Here is a 17,668-nt window from a genome sequence, read left to right on the forward strand (position 1 = left end):
TCCGCAGCAAGATTGTTGCTCTTTTGAGCCCGAAAAACTTGATGTTGCAAGGCCCTGGAGGGATGCTACCGAACGCAAAACCGAGCGCGCAAAGGCAGGCCAATGGCGTCATTTCGACAAATCAAAGCCAATCGCATCAATGCCAAGCGCAGCACCGGCCCGAAAACGGCGGATGGAAAAGCGAGGTCCAGCCAAAACGCCTACCGCCATGGCCTGGCGCGGCCGCGCCAAGACGATGCTGCGCAGCTGACACGTTTCATGTCCGTCTTGGATGGCGCTTGCCTCGGCCACCCGGCGGCGGCGGAGTTGCTGGCTGCCGTCGCAGAGGCCAAGCGAGACTTGCTGTGCACACGAGAGGTCCGGCAGGCGATGTTGGCCAACCTATCAGAATATCCGGCCGCAGAAACCCTGCAGCGCCTAAAGAGCCTGGAGCGCTACGAGCGCAGCGCGTTCGCCGCGCAGAAGCGCGCTCTTCGCTCGCTAAGATCAAAGCAAGCGTGAGCGGCAAAAGACCGATTTGGCTTCGTTCCGGAGAACTTCGACGTCGCGGAGAGGCGGATCGGCTCGTTAGGGCCGATCGAAATGAGTGGATCCCGCGTCGCGTCAAAGTTGTCTCCCGTATCGGCTGATCAGTTTGCTTTTAGCAAGCCGTCAATCGCCGGGCGGTTATGGCGCCAATGCAAACTGCGGGCAAAAATCCCCGTCACAACCGGTGAGACCGTGTCGTTTCGGCGACCTGGTCAGAGCCTCGGCGGAAGCTCTACCCAGAACGTCACCATCAACTTGGGTGCCATCACTGTGAACAGCCTTTATCGTGTTAGCGACGATGCTGATTTTTGTCGGGAAATGGCTCTCTTGTCCTGGATCAGGTGATATCGCCAGCGCCACAGTTCACTGTGCGCTCGCGATGATTAGAAGATTGTTCAGTACTGGCGTGGAGCAGAAGGCCACTACGAGCGCGATATTGTAAGGATTGTGGCTGCGCCAAAGTAGCCACATCATGAGGTAGGTGAAAGCTAGCTTCGGGATCAGCCACCAAGAACCCAGCAGCCTTTGCGCGACATGCATGAATGGATTCGCCTCGCCCCCGCCGAGATTGAGGATCGTGTTAGTGGTAAACAGATCGGCGATTCCAAGGATTAGGACGACGAGCACCAACAGCGTTTTGGCGAGGTAGTGTGCCCCCAAAGTAACCTCGTAAGCGTACGCGACGCCTTCGGGATCGTTCTGCTTGAACCAGTGCTGTGCCGTTTCCGTGGTCGCAAAGACCTGCAGATGCAACGGGCCGCCGACGTTCTTGCTTGTGTCGGTATAGATCCAAACCTTCATTCGTCGGTTGCCCCCATAGAGCCTCGTCAATGCTCTCATTAAGAATAGCTCAGAGACGGTGACACAACTACGGACGTAGTTTTACGGGGCCGAAGTGTGCTCTGGTTTACAGACGGTCTCGCCGATGGTCGACCCCGCAGGGGGATCCGGCGCGCAAATCATTTTGACGCTAGGCGCCGTGTCTAACGAAAATTCTAGTCACGCGCCAAGCGGGTTGCATTGCTTGACGCAAGGAGGAATTCGGCCCAGTCATGCATAAGAGCTCGACGCTTTTCCAGTTTGGCCCCACGCTGGTAGGCGGCGGTCGTTTCGGATTTGTATTTGTGGGCCAGCGCAGCTTCTCGCACTCCGTCGGGATAGTCTGTGCATTCCTCCGCCCAAGTCGCAAAAGTCGCTCGGAAGCCATGGACAGTGACGTGCCCGTAGCCCATCCGATCGAGTACAGCGAGCATCGCATTCTTAGAAAACTCGTGACCGTCCGGGTTGGTGAAGATTAGTTCGTTCTGCTGGCCTTTGCTCAGCTCGTCGAGCACATCCAGCGCGGGCTGCGGGAGCGGGATGCAGTGGTCCTGGTCCATCTTCATCCGCTCGCCGGGGATCCGCCACACCGCACCGGTCGGATAGGTCCGATCGATCTCGGACCATCTGACGCCGAGGATTTCATTCGTGCGGCACACCGTGAAGATTAGGAAGCGCAGCGCCATCCCAGCGCGTCCCTCAGCCGTACGAAGCTCGCTCATAAAGTGCGCCGCATCCGCATAGGGAAGGGCCGGGTGGTGGCGAACGAAACGCTTCGGCCGCTTTGGTAGCTTCTCGCGGAGCTGCTTCGTCAATTCCGCTGGATTGCGGAAGTGGAAGTCGTCAATGTCGGCGTTCTTTGCGATAATAGTTTCGATCCGGCCGCGCACCCGGTTAGCGGTCTCGCGTTTCGTCAACCAGATGGGCACGAGCAGGTCGTGGATGTGGCTTGGCTTGATGTCCGCGATGGTTAGCTTTCCGATCGTCGGATAGGCATATCGCTTAAGCGAGGAGGGCCACTGATCGCGGTGTTTTTCGCTCCACGTGGACCACAGCGCGCGGATGTAGATCTCTGCGCAATCTTCAAAGGTCGGCGTCGCCGTATCCTGCACTTTCACGGCCTTCGCCTTTTGGCCAGCCTCACGGCGCTCCTGCACGATGTCTATGCCGGCTGTATTTTGGTCCCCTTTCACACGCAGGCGAGCTGCATCACGTGCGAGACGAGCGCTCTTAAGGGTTACATCCCTGAAGGAGCCGAGGCCATGCCATCGCTCCTTGCCGTCCTTCCAATAACGATAGGACCAGCTCTTCGCCGAGGAACCAGTCACGATCAGGTAGAGACCGCCGCCGTCCGGATACTTTCCGCGCCTCGTTTCGCGTTCGACATCGAGCGGCTTGAGTTTTCCAACCACGTGTTCCTCCGATCAAAACCATCCTCCGAGCCTAGGTCCCAAGCTACCGTTTGCGCTTCGATAGTGAGGAACGACGGCGAATTAAGGAATACAGCCTGCCGACGAAAGCGCCAATTTTACGGGGGATTCCGAACAGCGGAAAACAACCGAGAGCCCTGTACTGGCGGCATCAAGGCGTCTGCCGCGAGTACCTTGTTTCTCGTTGTAGGTGCGCGCTTGTTGCGTGAGACGCCGCTCAATCATCCGCACGCCAGTATTGTAGTGTTCGATTAGATGGCTTGCGTGCTTCTAGTGTGGAGGATCAGGAAAGGCGCCGTATCCGGGGGCGCTTGCAGTCATGGCTGGGTTCCAAAAAGGGCGGCGACGGTATCGAACTTTGCAATCCCTGCGTTGGGGCAGGAAAAATTCAGCGCGCGGTGTGCGGCGGCACGGGGGCGACTGCGATCGGCGGTCCGCCGCCACTTGTTCGTCTTCAACCTAACCCCACCATCAAACCGTTGGTGTTGGTACTCGCGACTCTTTTCGTCCTAGCATTGCGGGATTGGTCCTTTGGTTGAAGCTGGCCCGGTCCTCTGCGCACTTTTGCACTTGTGACCGCTCATCTTTGGCATGGTGGTCTCGATCGGCCACGACCAGGGCACAACACTTCCCACTTAAAATGCATACGGGCAGCATTGGCTCTAGCCCCAGGATTGAAGTGCAAAATCCTGACGAGGAGAGAACTGCGTTAGCGTGTAGCGTTTCTTACCTAGCGAGAGGTAACCCTGCGGCTTCAGTTGCGACTCGATTTCTAAGGTCCAAGCCACGGCCGACCACGCGCGGCTCCTACCTCTCCTTAAACGCCTCGGATGCAACCTTGACAAGCGGCGAGAGCAGGTAGTCGATCACGCGGCGGCTGTCCGTCTTGATTTCCACTGTCACGGTCATGCCCGGGGTGAGTGTCATCACCGTACCGTCGACGTTTATTGCCTGTTCTTCGAGTGCGATTGTGATCGGAAAAACGAAGCTCGGGGACTGCCCGGCCTGGCTGGCGGGCGGGGCGCCAGCCGTATTGGCAGTGGCGGGCGCGTTGGCGAGACCGCGCTTGGCTTCCTGCTCCTCGACCGCCTCGGATGCGATACGCATCACCGTTCCGTGCAGAACGCCGAAACGGGTGAAGGGAAAGGCGTCGACCTTGATCGCTGCGGTCTGGCCCGGCCTGATGAAGCCGATGTCGAGATTGGCGACAAGCGCCTCGACTTGCAGCGCCCCTTCGGTCGGCGCCACGACCAGAAGCTGCTGGCCGGTGGTGACGACCTGACCGACCGTGGTCACCGCGATCTGTTGCGCGACGCCGTCGACCGGCGAATGGAGCCTGGTGCGGGCCAGCCGCACCCACGCCTTGACCCGCGCCTGTTTGGCGCCGTCCGCCTTGCGCTCGGCCTCAGCCTGCTTGTTTCCGTTATCGGCGACGAATTGCGACAGGGTCTTGATTTTCTCGCTCGCGAGCTCCGTCAGCGCAGCTTCGGTTTCGATCAACTCGCCTTGGTCGGAGGCCCGCGATGATTGCGACTTCTCCAGTTCGCCCCTGGCGTCGTAGAGATTGATCTTGGTCCCGACCTTGAGATCATATGATTGCTGGCGCACGCCGAGGAGCTCGGTCAGCGTCTGGATCAGCTTGTCCTGATAGGCGATCCTCATGTCCAGGCGGCGGCGTGTCGCCTCCTTCTGGGCCATCTGCTTGTCGATGCTTTGCAAGTCGCCGATGAGGTGGTTGACGTCGGCCGTCAACACCGCAGCCTCGCGCAAGCGGATCGCTTCCGGGAATTCGGCACCCCAGACAATGCGCGGCGCCGGGTCCGCGGCGACTTGCTCGAGTTGCGCGATAACGGCCTCGTGCGCGCCTGCTTCCCTCGATTTCGCTGGACCGTTGAGCACTGCGCGCGCGGTCGCGATGGCGAAGCGTCGGCGGGCGATTTCGGCGAGACCCGCATAGAGCGCATCGCGCTGGGTACTTTCCTCCGCGGCCGCTTCCGCGGGATCGAGCTCCAGCAGCAGGTCGCCCGCCCTCACGTGCTGTCCATTCTCGACATGGAGGGCGGCGATCTTGCCGGGATCGAGCGGCTGGATCACTTTGGCGTGCCCGGCCGTGTCGATCTTGCCGGGCGCCACCGCGTGCACGTCGAGCCGGCCATAGAACGACCAGGCAAGCGCGGCCGCGAAGAACAGGCAGATCGTCAGCATCGTCGCGGCGGGCAGGGGCGGTGCCGGCGTTTCCAGGATCTCGATCGCGGCCGGCAGGAATTCGCGGTCGCGGCCGCTGACAATCACGGCGGGCGAGGAGGGAGGTGGACGGGGCGCTGGTGCGGGCAGCGGTGCGGCTCTTTGGTTCATGCCTGCGCCCTCGCCTGATCCGACTGCAACGCCCAGAGTCGCTCGTAGAGGCCGCCTCGACGCGCCAGGAGCTCCTCATGGGTTCCGACCTCGACGATCTCGCCCTTGTCCATTCCCACAATGCGCGTGCACGGACGCACCGCCGCCAGCCGATGGGCGATGATCAGCACCGTGCGGCCGCGCACGATCGCGCGCATGTTCTCCTGAATGATGCGCTCGCTCTCGTAATCCAGCGACGAAGTCGCCTCGTCGAAGATCAGGATGCGCGGATTGGTGGCGAGCGCGCGCGCGATCGCGATGCGCTGGCGCTGACCGCCGGAGAGATTGGCGCCGCGCTCCTCGATGATCGTGTCGTAGCCCTGCGGCATCTGCGCGATGAACTCGTCGGCGCCGGCGAGCTTCGCCGCCTCGATCACCCACGCCCGGGGCGCGGCGGGATCGCCGAGCGCGATGTTCTCGTGGATCGACCGATTGAACAGGATGTTCTCCTGCAACACCACGCCGATCTGGCGACGAAGCCAGCCCGGATCGAGCTGGGCGATATCGACGCCGTCAAGCATCACCTGTCCCGCCTCCGGCGCATAAAGCCTCTGCACCAGCTTGACGAGGGTGGACTTGCCCGAGCCCGACGCTCCGACGAAGCCGATGACTTCGCCCGCGGCGATCGACAGAGTGACGTTGCGCACCGCTGCGGCCGCATCCGCCCGATAGCGCAGCGACACGCCGCGCAGCTCGATCGCGCCCCTCGGCGGCGGCAGCGTCAACAGGTTCTGTGGCGTGGGCTCCGGCGGCGTGTTCAGGATGTCGCCAAGCCGCGCCACGGAAACCTGGACCTGCTGGAAGTCCTGCCAGAGCTGGGAGAGGCGGAGAACCGGCGCCACGACCTGGGAGGCGATCATGTTGAACGCGATCAGCTCGCCGACGGTCATTGCACCGTCGATCACCGCCTGTGCGCCGAACAGCAGGATCAGCGCCGTCGTTGCCTTGCTGACATACTGAACGAGGTTCTGGCCGAGCGAGCCGGTGACCCCGGCATCGAACGACGTGCGAACATAGGACGCGAGCCGCTCCTCCCACTGCGCCTGCATCATCGGCTCGACGCTGGCTGCCTTCAATGTCGGCGCCCCAACGATCGATTCGACGAGAAACTGCTGCGATCTCGCCCCGCGGTTGAATTTTTCGTTGATCTGTTCACGCAAGATCGGGCGGATGAGCACCGCGATCAGAAGATAGACCGGAATCGTGCCGAGCACGACCAGCGTCAGTCTCGACGAATAGATGAACATCACCACGAAGAAGACGAGCGTGAAGACGAGGTCGAGCAGCGAAGTCAGCCCCTGACCGGTCAAGAAGCTGCGGATCGTCTCGAGCTCACGCACGCGCGCGACGGTCTGGCCGGCGGCGCGCGTCTCGAAATAGGCCAGCGGCAGCCGAAACAGATGATGGAACAGACGCCGGCCGAGCTCGACATCGATCCGGTTGGTGGTGTGGCTCAGCGTATAGGAGCGCAGGAATTGCAGAACGCACTCGAACAGTCCGAGCGTGAACAGACCGACGATCAGAACGGTCAGCGTAGAGAGGCCCTTGTGGACAAGCACCTTGTCGACGACGAGCTGGAAGAAGATCGGCGTGACCAGTGCGAACAGCTGCACGAAAAGCGATGCGATCGCGACCTGGGTAAGCGGCCACCGGTAGCGCAGGATCGACGGCAGGAACCAGAGGAATCCAAACGTCCTTGGGTTTGTCCCGGCTCCGCCGAGGCGGCGCGTGATCAGCACCACCTCGCCCGATGACCGCGCCGCGATCTCCTCGATCGGCAGCTCCTGCGCAATGCGGGCGATCGGATCGAGCAGCCGCGCGAGCCCCTTCGTGGGTGAGGCGGCCAGCACGTTGAAGGTGCCGTCCGCAAGACGGATCAGCGCCGGATAGGGAATGGCGGCGAGGCGCTTGGCCGTGACGCCGCGCAGGATGCGCGAGCGCAATTTCAGTTGGCTGGCGCCGCGGACGATATCCTCCGGCTCGGCAAACCGGCCGGTCAACGCGAGTTCATGATGCAGTTGCGCCGGGTCGGCCGCGATCCGGTAATATCCCGCGATCACGGCGAGCCCGGCCAGTCCGAAGTCCATCGCCGTGATTGGCCCGGACCGCGGTTCGACGTTAGGCGTGCCGGCGGTCGCCGGCTTGACCTCGGCCATTTCCGCCCGCGCCGCCACGTCGCTCATCTCGCGCTCCGCGCAGTTCGGTGCTGCGCCGGACCTGGGCCGGGCTGATCGCCCGGCCCAGGATTGCCTGCAAGTGCCGATCGCATCGCAGCACTCATGCGTGCGTCGGCGCGGTCAGATTGATGTTGAGCGTGCCCGTTCCCACCTCCGTGAGGTTAGTGACGCCTCCTCCCATTGCGTGGAACGCATCATAGTCCTGCAGCGCGAGATTGAAGGCCATGCTGACGGGTTGACCGACGTTGAGGGTCGAGACTGACACCGCGCCCATGTCGAACGTGTTCTTGTTGTTGTAGACACTGCCGATGTTGGTCGCCAGCAGGCGATCGAACCCGGTCGCCGTGCTCACCAGCACGAACTCTCCGGGGGCCAGTTTAAGGCCTTGCAGGTCCACGCCATTACTGTCGCCTGTTGGTGCGAAATCCGCTGTCACGGTTTGGCTGACGCCGCCACCGGTGAACGTCTTCGTCCCATCTGCCGTGAAGTCCGCAAGAGTGCCGGTGATATTGCCGCTAGCGTCCTCGGTCACGACCTTGACCTCGGTGATCGCCTCATGCGTGCCGCTCGAGTCAGCCGGGAACGTCCCGCCGGGGGAGAGCGACGTCGCTTCCGGCATCTCGTAGGCGTCCAGGCGAATGTCGACGGCCTTTCCGCTCGGATTAACTTGCGAGAGCGTGAAGCCGCTGTTGTTGACCTCGTAGTGATCGAGATAGCCGAGGGTGCTGAGCGACTTCAGGTCGGTCGTGCTGGTGATCGAGTGGACGTTGTCAACGAAGTCAAGACGGATGGCCGCACCCGGGGCCACCGACTGCTTGTCCGTGCCGACCCCGGTCGAGCTAGGATTGACAGTGTCGACACCGGGGCTGAGCCCGGTGAAGACCACCGATTTTCCAGGGCTGACGGGCTGCTTCGTCGTCGGGTTGAACGGCAGCGAGAACCACGCGTAGTTGTTGGGCGGCACGTCGGCGAAATCACTGAACGTGAAGTTGGCACCGTTGCTGATCGGCTGGAGCATGTTGAAGGTGTACTGACCGCTCGTGTGGTTCAGCGCGATCGTGAACACCTCATCCGCCGTAATGGGGGATCCACTCGCACCGCCGGGAAGCCCGGCGCCGGTCGAATCCGTGGTCGCCGTCAGCGTGCCCGTGCCGAACCCGAACAGGTAGATATTACTCCCGTTCGCTTTCAGGTTCTGGGTCGAGCCGCCAATTTGACCCGACAGCTGCGAGCCGTTGGTGCCGGTGAAGAACAGCGCGCCGTAGCCGTCGGCGCCGGCGTGCTGGTCGATGGTGAGCGACGAGTTGGCGTCGACGGTTCCGTCGGCCGCGACCGTGTTGACCAGGTTCGCGGTGAAAGTCGAGCCGGCAGCATCCTGCACGTTATCCGCGGCGACGATGGCCTCCGGATTAAAGTTCACCGGCACGTCGTCGATCGCGGTGACCGTCCAGGCGTTAGCCGGGGCGGTTGCCATGCTGCCGTCGGCGTCGGTCGCCTGGATCAGCGCGCTGAAGTCGATCTTGGTGTTGCTCGAGTCGTTGGCACCAGGCGCCTGATCGACGGGCGCGAAGAGCTTGAAAAACCAGTCACCGGCGGTTCGGCTGCCGGTTTCGTCGGGGAAAGTCACGCCATCATGGTCGGCCAGTTCCAGCGTGAAGACGGTCGTTGAGCCCGCCTTCGCGGTCAACGTGTCGATCCCGCCGCTACTTGCAACGGAATAGGTCAGCGCCGTACCGCCCGAAACCAGGTTTTGGCTGGTCAGGCTGGTGACTATGCTCGACAAACTGAACGAGAGCGGCGCGTCCGCCCCCGTTGTGAACAACGATTTGACCGAGCCCGATGCCGTCGCGCTCGCCCCGCTCGCGTCGGGCAGAAGGTTGGTCGAAAGCGCGTCCTCGTCGACGCTTCCCGACGACGATGCGTTAGCGACGAACGCCGGCTGGTCGTCGATGATGGTCAGCGTCACGGCACCACTGGCAGCGGTGGCTATGCTGCCGTCAGCGTCCGTGGCGTGGATCAGCGAGCTGAGGCTGCTGAAGGAGAACGTCCCCTCCGGCGAGCCGTTCTGCGGGGTCTCCTGATCGATCGGGGCCGACAGTGTGAACGTGTAGGCTCCCGTCGCCTCGGTCAGTGCGAAGGTGAAGACGGTCGTCGTCCCCGCCTTGGCGGTCAGGGTGTCGACGCCCGCGGCGCTACTGATCGAATAGGTCACCGCGACGCCGTCCGACGTCAAGGCAGGCAGTCCGGAGGTGGAGCCGGACAGCGTGAAGGTCAATGGCTTGTCGGCGCCGGCATTGAACAGGCTGGTCACCGAGCCGGTGGCCGTGCCGCCGAAGCCGGTCTCGCCGGTGGTCTCGCCGGCCAGGGCGTCCTCGTCGACCGTGGCCGTCACCGTGGCCGTGCTCGCCGTCGGCTGGTCGTCGATGATGGTCAGCGTCAGGGCACCACTGGCAGCGGTGGCTATGCTGCCGTCAGCGTCCGTGGCGTGGATCAGCGAGCTGAGGCTGCTGAAGGAGAACGTCCCCTCCGGCGAGCCGTTCTGCGGGGTCTCCTGATCGATCGGGGCCGACAGTGTGAACGTGTAGGCTCCCGTCGCCTCGGTCAGTGCGAAGGTGAAGACGGTCGTCGTCCCCGCCTTGGCGGTCAGGGTGTCGACGCCCGCGGCGCTACTGATCGAATAGGTCACCGCGACGCCGTCCGACGTCAAGGCAGGCAGTCCGGAGGTGGAGCCGGACAGCGTGAAGGTCAATGGCTTGTCGGCGCCGGAATTAAACAGGCTGGTCACCGAGCCGGTGGACGTGCCGCCAAAGCCGGTCTCGCCGGTCGTCTCGCCGGCCAGGGCGTCTTCGTCCACCGTGGCCGTCACCGTGGCTGTGCTCGCCGTCGGCGCACTGTCCTCGAAGAGGATGTGCGAGCCGACTTCCGTGGTGTCGGTGGTCGTGTTCGTCTGCGCTTCCGTGACGTTGAGAATATCGAAGCCCGGCGTGTTGCCCGGGGGCAGGGTATTCTCGACCACGAACTGGTCGAATTGCGCGTTGCCCAGGGAGGTGAACTGGATCGTTTCTCCCGCTGTGAGGCCGTTGACGGTACCGTCGGGGCCGCTGGTGGAGCCGCCGAAGGTGATGCCGTTGTTGCCGGTCGTCCGCGCGGAGTCGGCGATCAGGGTCCCACCGATCCCGCCGGTCCAGACCTTGATCTCGCCGATCGCGACCGTGCTGGTGGAAGTGTTGGTCTGCGCGGAGCCGAACGTGGCGGCGGACTCGTTCTGTGCGATGATCTTCACGTTGATCAGGCTGTGGGTGGGGGTCACCTGGCTGATGTCGAAGCTCGCCCCCGTGCCTTCGGTATAGACGAGGGTGTTGAGTGTCCCGTCGGTGAGGAAGGTTTTGTCCTTGGTGCTGCCGCCGGAGCCGACCGCATAGCTGCTGACGAAATCGAAGCGTAGCGCCTGGCCGGGGGTGACCGCCTGGCTGTCGCTGCCGTCGCCGACCGAACTGGTGTTGACGGTGTCGGGATTGGACGAACTCGCATCGAGCCCGGTCACGAGGACAGTCTGGGTGCTGGTCGTGTTGGCGAACGGCAACCAGTAGTTCTGTCCGGGCTGCTTGGTGCCGATGTTGAACGAGGAAGTGGAGGTGGACGAGCCGCTGACGTAGACCTTGTTGGTGAGATCGAGGGTGTTGGCGTCCTCTCCCGCCGACGGATTTGTGTTGAAGAGCGCCTCGTACTGCACGACCCAGATCGTCGCGCCGCCGGCCGTCGGCTGCAGCAGGAGCGCGAAGGCCACCGTGCCATTGGGATTTGCGGTCGTGCCGGTGCCTTCGCGGCCGAGCACGATGTCGGGATTGCTCGGATCGGAATAGAGGAAAATCTCGTTGCCATCATCGGCCTTGAAGCCGGCATCGACGGCGCTCAGGGTCCCGCCGCTGCTGGTGGTGAATTTCAAATTCTGGTCGGTGGTGCTGACGATCGCGTTCTCCGCGATCCCGATCGCCTGCTTCGTGCCGGTGCCGGCGTTCGTGGTCGTATCGAGATAAATCCCCAGTGTCGTCAGCTCGGTCCCGAGCGACGATGAGGTGCTGATGCTGCTCTGGAAGGTGGAGAGAACGACGTTGTTGTCGGGATCGGTGGCGTCGACGTCGGCGGCCAGGGTTGTCAGCCCGAGGTTCTCGTCCTCAATAACTTTGCTGGTGATGGTAAGTGACATGGCATGCTCCTCAGCGAGTTGTGAGCTTTACGATCAGGCTGATGGCAACTGCACGGCACAGAAATTCCACGGCGCGTCGGTCTCCGGGCATCGTTGCCGAAGATCACGAGTGCGGTACTCAAAAAAAACGGGGGCCAGGCGGAGGTATCAAAACTCCCGGTCTGGCCAATTGACCTTGCCTGGAGCGCCGCTGGATGGCCAGCACTCCGATACATCAATGATCGAACGTTGCGGCATGCGCCCTCCAGTTCGCCGTAACTATTTGCGGCGAGGGATGCAAACCGGGAAAGCAAAAAACCATAAATGGTGTGGCGATATTTGCTTGCGACCTGGCGCAATCAACGATCGCGCACGTAATCATCGTAGGTTGATCAACGACATAGCCTAGGTAAATACCGACGAGGGATTACCACTTTGGTCAGAACCGCGATGAACTGCTCGCAACCATGAGGCGCGTAGTTCAAACAAGCACGTCATCGGCGCATTGCAGCCTTCTTCAATAGAACTCGCTGCCATCATCGAAAGTGGGCAAAAAATAGGCGCCCGAGACGTGAGGACTAGCGGAGGCCGACATGATGGCGGAAGGCAAGCCTTTTCACGTGGAAGTCTAGGCAAATTGGATCCCGCAGATCTGGCGGCGGGACAAAGTGGCAATTCCGGATTAGCAGGCTAACGACCAAGGAGCTACGCCCCTGACATCAAGGAAAATTACTCCACTTCACTTGGGTGCCTATTCTCCGTGCTGCAGAACGCGCAGGAAGCTATTCCAAATTTGGTCTGCGTTAGCGAACCGCTCTCAATCCGCCGTGATGCGGCGCTCGACCAGTGGCGAACCTTGCGGCCGCTTGCAGTCCAAACCCAATCTAACTCTCGATCGCAGATCGATACTTTCGATGGTTTGCTCGGAACTGCCAAACCCCAACGCATCCGTGGGTCTCGAGCGTGGCTTACTGATTCACCACGGGCTCCGCAAGTTAGCCGATGTAGCTCGCGCCGGTCGACATCTTGCGGATGACAACGACATCGAGCTTGGGCCGGGCGCACCCGTGCTGGGTGAGATAGCCGGCCTAGATTAGGCGTAGCAGGGCCGCTGCTTTTCGGTCGGGAAAAAGTGGTAATTGCTATGGATGAATGAAGCCGTGACGTGCTAGTCCTAAACGCATCGGGTCACGTCCCGATTTTAGTTGACGCATAGGAAAACTCCCAGAACCCCTGGCCGCGCGCCGGGGGCTTTTTCCGCTCCATGATTCTACGGAGTCAACATCAGGGCCATTTGATTCTAAAATCTTGATACCGGGGCTAGATTTCATCCCGAAGCAATTTTCATTTGTCCGGTAGAGGGGCCGTCGCGTGAGACGGACCCTTTTCTAGTCGGCCTCTCGCTGGGGTCGGAGAGGTAATCCGGGTGCGTCGTCGCCACTGCCGCTCTTCTCAGTAAGATAAAGTCGGCGCTCCCACCGGAGCGTTTAGTGGGCACGGCTCCGGCGCGTTGCCAGCCAACCCCGGTGAGCGTCGGAGCCGTTACTGGGATGGGTCACTGCACCTGACATGCAGTTCTATTGCGGCCGCGCTCGTGCTGGCGCAGACTTACCCGACATGACGTTCGTCCTCGGCCTCAGCGTGTGCCACCTCGCAGGGCCTTTGTTGTCAGGCGTCTTTGCCCGGCTGAACTATGCTCACGAACGTTCCGCTCCCGTGGCAGTCGAGCCACCCGCCACTTCACCGGAGCTCGATGATGATCTCGAATTGATCGTCGACACCCTGAACGTAACGCCTTCGCGATTTAGCAATTCGACGCCGCCGCCCATACCGTAAAGATACGGGCAATCGTCCCGCTGCTGGCATAGCATTATGCGATGTTCGTTATAGGCCAAGCGCATTCGCGCACGCGGCCGTGACTTATTTCAGAGCTTCGCGTCGGCTTCGCTGATACCAATCGTTATTTTATCGCCAGGCAACGGATCACCAGGAAATTGTCTGCGAAGTTGGTGCAACAGGCGCACCGCATCAGTGCGCTTGTTGAGGGCCATGGTATAGATCTGGCTCACGAAGGCGTCCCAGAGAGACATGGTGACTATGCGTCCATCGATCTCGAGTCGAATCTCCTGTTGAGCGACTTTGCGAAACAGGAAGCCGACCGACATCGGTCGCTTCGATTTTTTTGGTCGACCTTTCGGATTTCCCGAGCGGCCCTTTTGGAATTGTGTATTGTTCGAATTGCCTCGAGTGCTCATTGGACTGTTCCGACATTAGCTTTTTGCGGCGTGCGCGGTTCCTGCAGGCGCAACTATGAATTCGATCTCCGGCGGGCCCTCGGCCTCTGGACCGAAATATTGCTTGGCCAATTTTGCTATGATCCTCGCTGCATTCATGTCTCCCTTGATCGCTTTGGTGAACATCTGCCGAAACTGAATCTCCGCTTTGGACATTCGTATGGGCTTGCCGTTGATGTTGACGACAAGCTCCTCGCTATCGATCGATTGCAAGATCTTTCCAGGCTGAAATTCCTGACGATTCTTTTTAGGGCGCCCGCGCGGATTCCCCGACCGCCCCTTCTTGAAGCGCGTGCCAACGGGTGGCCTTCGGTAGCCGACCATATCGCCGCTCTCCGTTTTTTTAATCACGGGCGGCCCCGTCCGCTTCAGCTTCGATATCACCGAACCGCCTACCATCCGAGGATCGAATGGCATCTTGCCCGGTCAGGTTCTGCCAGCGCCGAATAGCGGTATCGACATAGAGAGGATCGAGTTCGATCCCGCGGCAGACGCGGCCCGTTCGTTCTGCGGCAAGCAGCGTAGTGCCGCTGCCTAAGAACGAGTCGATGACGATTTCGCCGCGATGCGAGCAATCCAGCAGAGCGTCCATCACGAGCGGGAGGGGTTTGACCGTCGGATGCAGCTCGAGCACGTTGTTGCCTTTTCTAGACTCGGTGCTGGCGCTGTCGTACTTCCAAACGTTGGTACGATTTCGGCCGTTCTTGCCGAGTTCGATGTTGTTGGTGTGCGGCTCCTTGCCGGACTTGAAGACACACACGAGTTCATGCTGCGAGCGATAGAGCGACCCCATGCCGGCTGAGCTCTTGACCCAGACCACGATGTTCTTCAGCTCGCTATAGGTCTCGCGGCCGGCGGCAAGGAGCTCGTCAAGATGCGCCCAGTCCATGAAGACATAATGGATGGCGCCACTCTTGCTGTATTTCGCCAGCAGCCCGCAGCTATCGATCAGGAAGCGAGTGAATTCCTCCCTGCTCAGCTCGCCGACGCCCTGAGCAAATTCGCGGTGGACCGTTTTCCCGTTGCCGGAGACGTGGCCGCCGATCGGAACATTGTAGGGCGGATCGATGATGACAACGTCACCGCGCTCCGTTGCCATGAGCCTGTCGAAGCTGGAGTCCGATCTGGCGTCGCCACAATACACGCGATGGCCGCCAAGTTGCCAAAGATCCCCAACCCGGCACACCGGCACGCCCGTGACAGCGCTGGTATCTTCACTATCTTCGACAGGCACTTCGCTAAGTTTCTGAATCGTCAAATCGATCTCGGGCAGGGTGAACCCCGTCACCGATAAATCAAAATCCTGGTCGAGCTCCTTCAGCTCCAGGAGGCTTTCGCCCAGCAGGCGTTCGTCCCAATGCGCATTCAATGCCAGTTTGTTGTCGGCGATCCGGAGTGCCTTAAGCTGCGCGGCCGACAGGTGCCGGATCTCGACCACAGGTATTTTCGGCATTCCGAGCTTCTGGGCCGCGAGAACCCGTCCGTGGCCGACGATCACGTTCCCCTTGTCATCTGTGACAATAGGCATCACGAAACCGAACTCTCGGATGCTGTCGGCGAGCTGATTGACCTGACGATTGGAGTGCTGGCGCGGATTGCGGGCGTCCAACAGGAGGTCCGCGACCGCACGGTATTGGATGTGGATTTCGACCAAGCCAGCGTTCGTGCGCCCTCGTGCTTCGGGGCGTGCGGCCTGCTGAGGGGCCAACGGGGTAGGGGTGGTCTGCTTCTTTTGGGTCAAAGCGCGTGCTCCGGGTTTATCGGAGCACTTCAATAATACTGATTCGACGGGCAATGTTGCGCGGAAAAAGCGAAATAAAATTACCCGGTTCGGGAATGCGTAACGATCGCCCGAGGATTTTTGGGCGGCATGCCGAGGTGCTGCCGGCACAGGTTCATCCACACGAGTCGCAGACGCCGGTCACGCTTGACCATCTCATCAGCATCTACATAACAAGTTCTCAATGTGTGAGCATTCGTCACGCTGTGCTTCGAAAAGATGGTTCCCTTGGCGCTCGGCGTCAGCGCCGATCTTGTCGAATCGATTGCAAATCGATGCCATTTTTTCGTTGCGTTGGCGGCCACATCGGCGAGAGCCTCGACGTTTCCGCCCACAAGGGAATGAATGCCACCCTGCGCCGACAATTCATTACAAACTCGAAGGATCGAGGGGGTCTTCCTGGTCTCGGCGAAAATGCGAATACGCAGCAGCCGGACAGCAACCCAAACTTGAGCGTAGAAATCAGCATTTCTCAACGTGGGTCCTCGCGGGCGTCCCCGGCGGCGTTTAGATGTTGTTAACATACTCCTCCTTGCACAAAGCGACCTGCTAACGATCCCGCCAATATAGAGGCGCTGGCGAAAAAGGGGCGCGCTTCCGTTTTGCCCTGTTACAGCGAGCCTGCTCCCTGATAATGCAGAATCTACTCCTGTTATCGCAGCATATTCCGCCTGTTAATTTTTGCTCTTGTTTTCCGGAAAGCTCCTTAGAAGGCGGCTTTTGTTCGCTGAGTGGGCTTGTTCGAGGGCAACGAAACGCGACAAAGTCCCTGTTATTGCCCTGTTATGCAGGGAATTGGGCTTCGGGCCCAAGTCCGTTCAAACATTCTCGTAAAGCAAGAGAAGGTGCTTCGGGACCGTCCGCTTTTCCGCCACTTGGGATCCCTATCGGCCAATTCACGCCGCCCGCGCGATCTAATTCGTCAGCACCGCATCGACGCGCCGGCTGCTTCTCGTGCTGATGATGATGGCGCCGTTGCGGATGGCAAATCTCGCACCGACGAGTCTCGGAATTTTATCGGTCAGCGGTGATGGCAGCGGGATCATTGCGCCGGTGACGGGATCACCGACGTTGACCGGCGGGCCGCTTGCGCCAGCCGAAGGCGCTGCCTTGATGTATTCCTTGATCAATTGAGCCTCTTCTCGCGAGAGATTGAGTGCCGCCTGCTCGCTGATCGCCGCTCGTTTTTCCGCTTCGGCCTTGTCTTGCGCTGCGTCCTGCTCGGCGGCTTCGCGTTTCGCGGCGTCCTGCTCGAGCCTTGCGAGACGGTCCCTCAATGGAACCAGCTCCCGACGCAGCGCGGCATTGTCCGACTTCAACGAGGAGATCTGGCCGAGTGCGATCGCGGCAGCAACGCACGCAACGACCGAAATCAGGCTGAGGCACGCAACGGCCAGCCCGGTCATTCCGCCGCGGCTTTGGGTGCGTCGATCCGGTCCTTCGACCGCGGATCGCCGTTTGCGCGCGCGGCCGAGCCTGGGCATGCTGGCGCCGAGCCAGGCGGCAAGCTGCGACAACCGGGAATCGTTTCGATCGATCCGATGAATGGAGCCGAATGCCGGCTCGGGGACCATCGAAGCGGGTGCGGGCAGGTCGGATGGCGCCGTCGGGCGGCTTGCGTTCGAGGTCGCGCGACCGGCAAGCTCTTCCATCAGGCGAGGCAGTTGCCGGGCAATGTCGCCGGGCTGCTCGACCGCAGCATTGCCGTTCGCATCGCGCCTGTCGGCCGCAACAATCTCCAATTGCTCGGCCTGCGGTTCGCCGGTCTCCGGCTCGTCGAGCTCCTGCTCGATGCGTTCCTGTTCGACGCGCGACGCTTCGAGCGAGTGCCATAGCGCAAGGCCGGACTCCGTGATCTGGAGCCCGGTCTCATTGATCGAGGCCCATCCAGACTGGAACACGTCGGCGTCGCCAAGCTCGGAGGATCGCTTCAACTTCGTGGCCGCATCGCCCGCCGCGATCATGCGTTTGACTTCGCGGCTGACCTCGTCGAGCGGGATCCGTTGCTCGGGTCTTGCGGCCAGCACGCTCAGGATCGCCAGGTTGAATCTCATGTGGCG

11 protein-coding genes are annotated in these 17,668 nt (G+C 61.2%); 1 reads left to right on the forward strand and 10 read right to left on the reverse strand.

Annotation, left to right across the window (positions count from 1 at the left end; translation table 11 throughout):
* Nucleotides 1-102 precede the first annotated feature (102 nt).
* The gene (locus CK489_RS23700; RefSeq protein ID WP_095734010.1) at nt 103-501 is read left to right on the forward strand and encodes a hypothetical protein; all 399 of its coding nucleotides are present in this window, start codon (nt 103-105) and stop codon (nt 499-501) included.
* Nucleotides 502-891: 390 nt separating this feature from the next.
* Here CK489_RS23700 and CK489_RS23705 read toward each other — a convergent pair whose 3' ends face one another.
* The 10 genes from CK489_RS23705 to CK489_RS23745 all read right to left on the reverse strand — a co-directional run bounded on the left by CK489_RS23705 (nt 892) and on the right by CK489_RS23745 (nt 17,662).
* Complete coding sequence (locus CK489_RS23705; protein ID WP_095734011.1) at nt 892-1,329, reverse strand: DUF5658 family protein; 438 nt, start codon at nt 1,327-1,329, stop codon at nt 892-894.
* Nucleotides 1,330-1,523: 194 nt separating this feature from the next.
* Nucleotides 1,524-2,759 carry a tyrosine-type recombinase/integrase gene (locus CK489_RS23710; protein ID WP_095734012.1) on the reverse strand — a complete coding sequence of 412 codons (1,236 nt, stop codon included), beginning with the start codon at nt 2,757-2,759 and terminating at the stop codon, nt 1,524-1,526.
* 825 nt (nt 2,760-3,584) lie between these two features.
* Entirely contained in the window at nt 3,585-4,982 is a 1,398-nt protein-coding gene (locus tag CK489_RS23715) for an HlyD family type I secretion periplasmic adaptor subunit (protein ID WP_158226489.1), read from the reverse strand.
* A 146-nt stretch (nt 4,983-5,128) separates the two neighbouring features.
* On the reverse strand, nt 5,129-7,258 hold the full coding sequence (locus tag CK489_RS23720; RefSeq protein WP_245350524.1) for a type I secretion system permease/ATPase: 2,130 nt from the start codon (nt 7,256-7,258) through the stop codon (nt 5,129-5,131).
* A 190-nt stretch (nt 7,259-7,448) separates the two neighbouring features.
* Nucleotides 7,449-11,555, reverse strand: coding sequence for a T1SS-143 repeat domain-containing protein (locus tag CK489_RS23725; RefSeq protein WP_095734014.1), 4,107 nt, complete (start codon nt 11,553-11,555; stop codon nt 7,449-7,451).
* Nucleotides 11,556-13,459: 1,904 nt separating this feature from the next.
* Complete coding sequence (locus tag CK489_RS23730; RefSeq protein ID WP_245350493.1) at nt 13,460-13,789, reverse strand: DUF5681 domain-containing protein; 330 nt, start codon at nt 13,787-13,789, stop codon at nt 13,460-13,462.
* A 15-nt stretch (nt 13,790-13,804) separates the two neighbouring features.
* Nucleotides 13,805-14,179 carry a DUF5681 domain-containing protein gene (locus CK489_RS23735; protein WP_143278210.1) on the reverse strand — a complete coding sequence of 125 codons (375 nt, stop codon included), beginning with the start codon at nt 14,177-14,179 and terminating at the stop codon, nt 13,805-13,807.
* Nucleotides 14,172-15,569 carry a site-specific DNA-methyltransferase gene (locus tag CK489_RS23740; protein ID WP_245350494.1) on the reverse strand — a complete coding sequence of 466 codons (1,398 nt, stop codon included), beginning with the start codon at nt 15,567-15,569 and terminating at the stop codon, nt 14,172-14,174. Before CK489_RS23740 ends, CK489_RS23735 begins: the two co-directional genes overlap by 8 nt.
* Nucleotides 15,570-15,649: 80 nt before the next feature.
* Entirely contained in the window at nt 15,650-16,084 is a 435-nt protein-coding gene (locus tag CK489_RS40920; RefSeq protein ID WP_143278211.1) for a hypothetical protein, read from the reverse strand.
* Between the two features lie 438 nt (nt 16,085-16,522).
* Nucleotides 16,523-17,662 (reverse strand): hypothetical protein, encoded by a 1,140-nt coding sequence (locus tag CK489_RS23745; protein ID WP_095734018.1) that lies wholly within the window; start codon nt 17,660-17,662, stop codon nt 16,523-16,525.
* Nucleotides 17,663-17,668 lie beyond the last annotated feature (6 nt).

Source organism: Bradyrhizobium sp. UFLA03-84, from assembly GCF_002289535.1.
GTDB lineage: Bacteria > Pseudomonadota > Alphaproteobacteria > Rhizobiales > Xanthobacteraceae > Bradyrhizobium > Bradyrhizobium viridifuturi.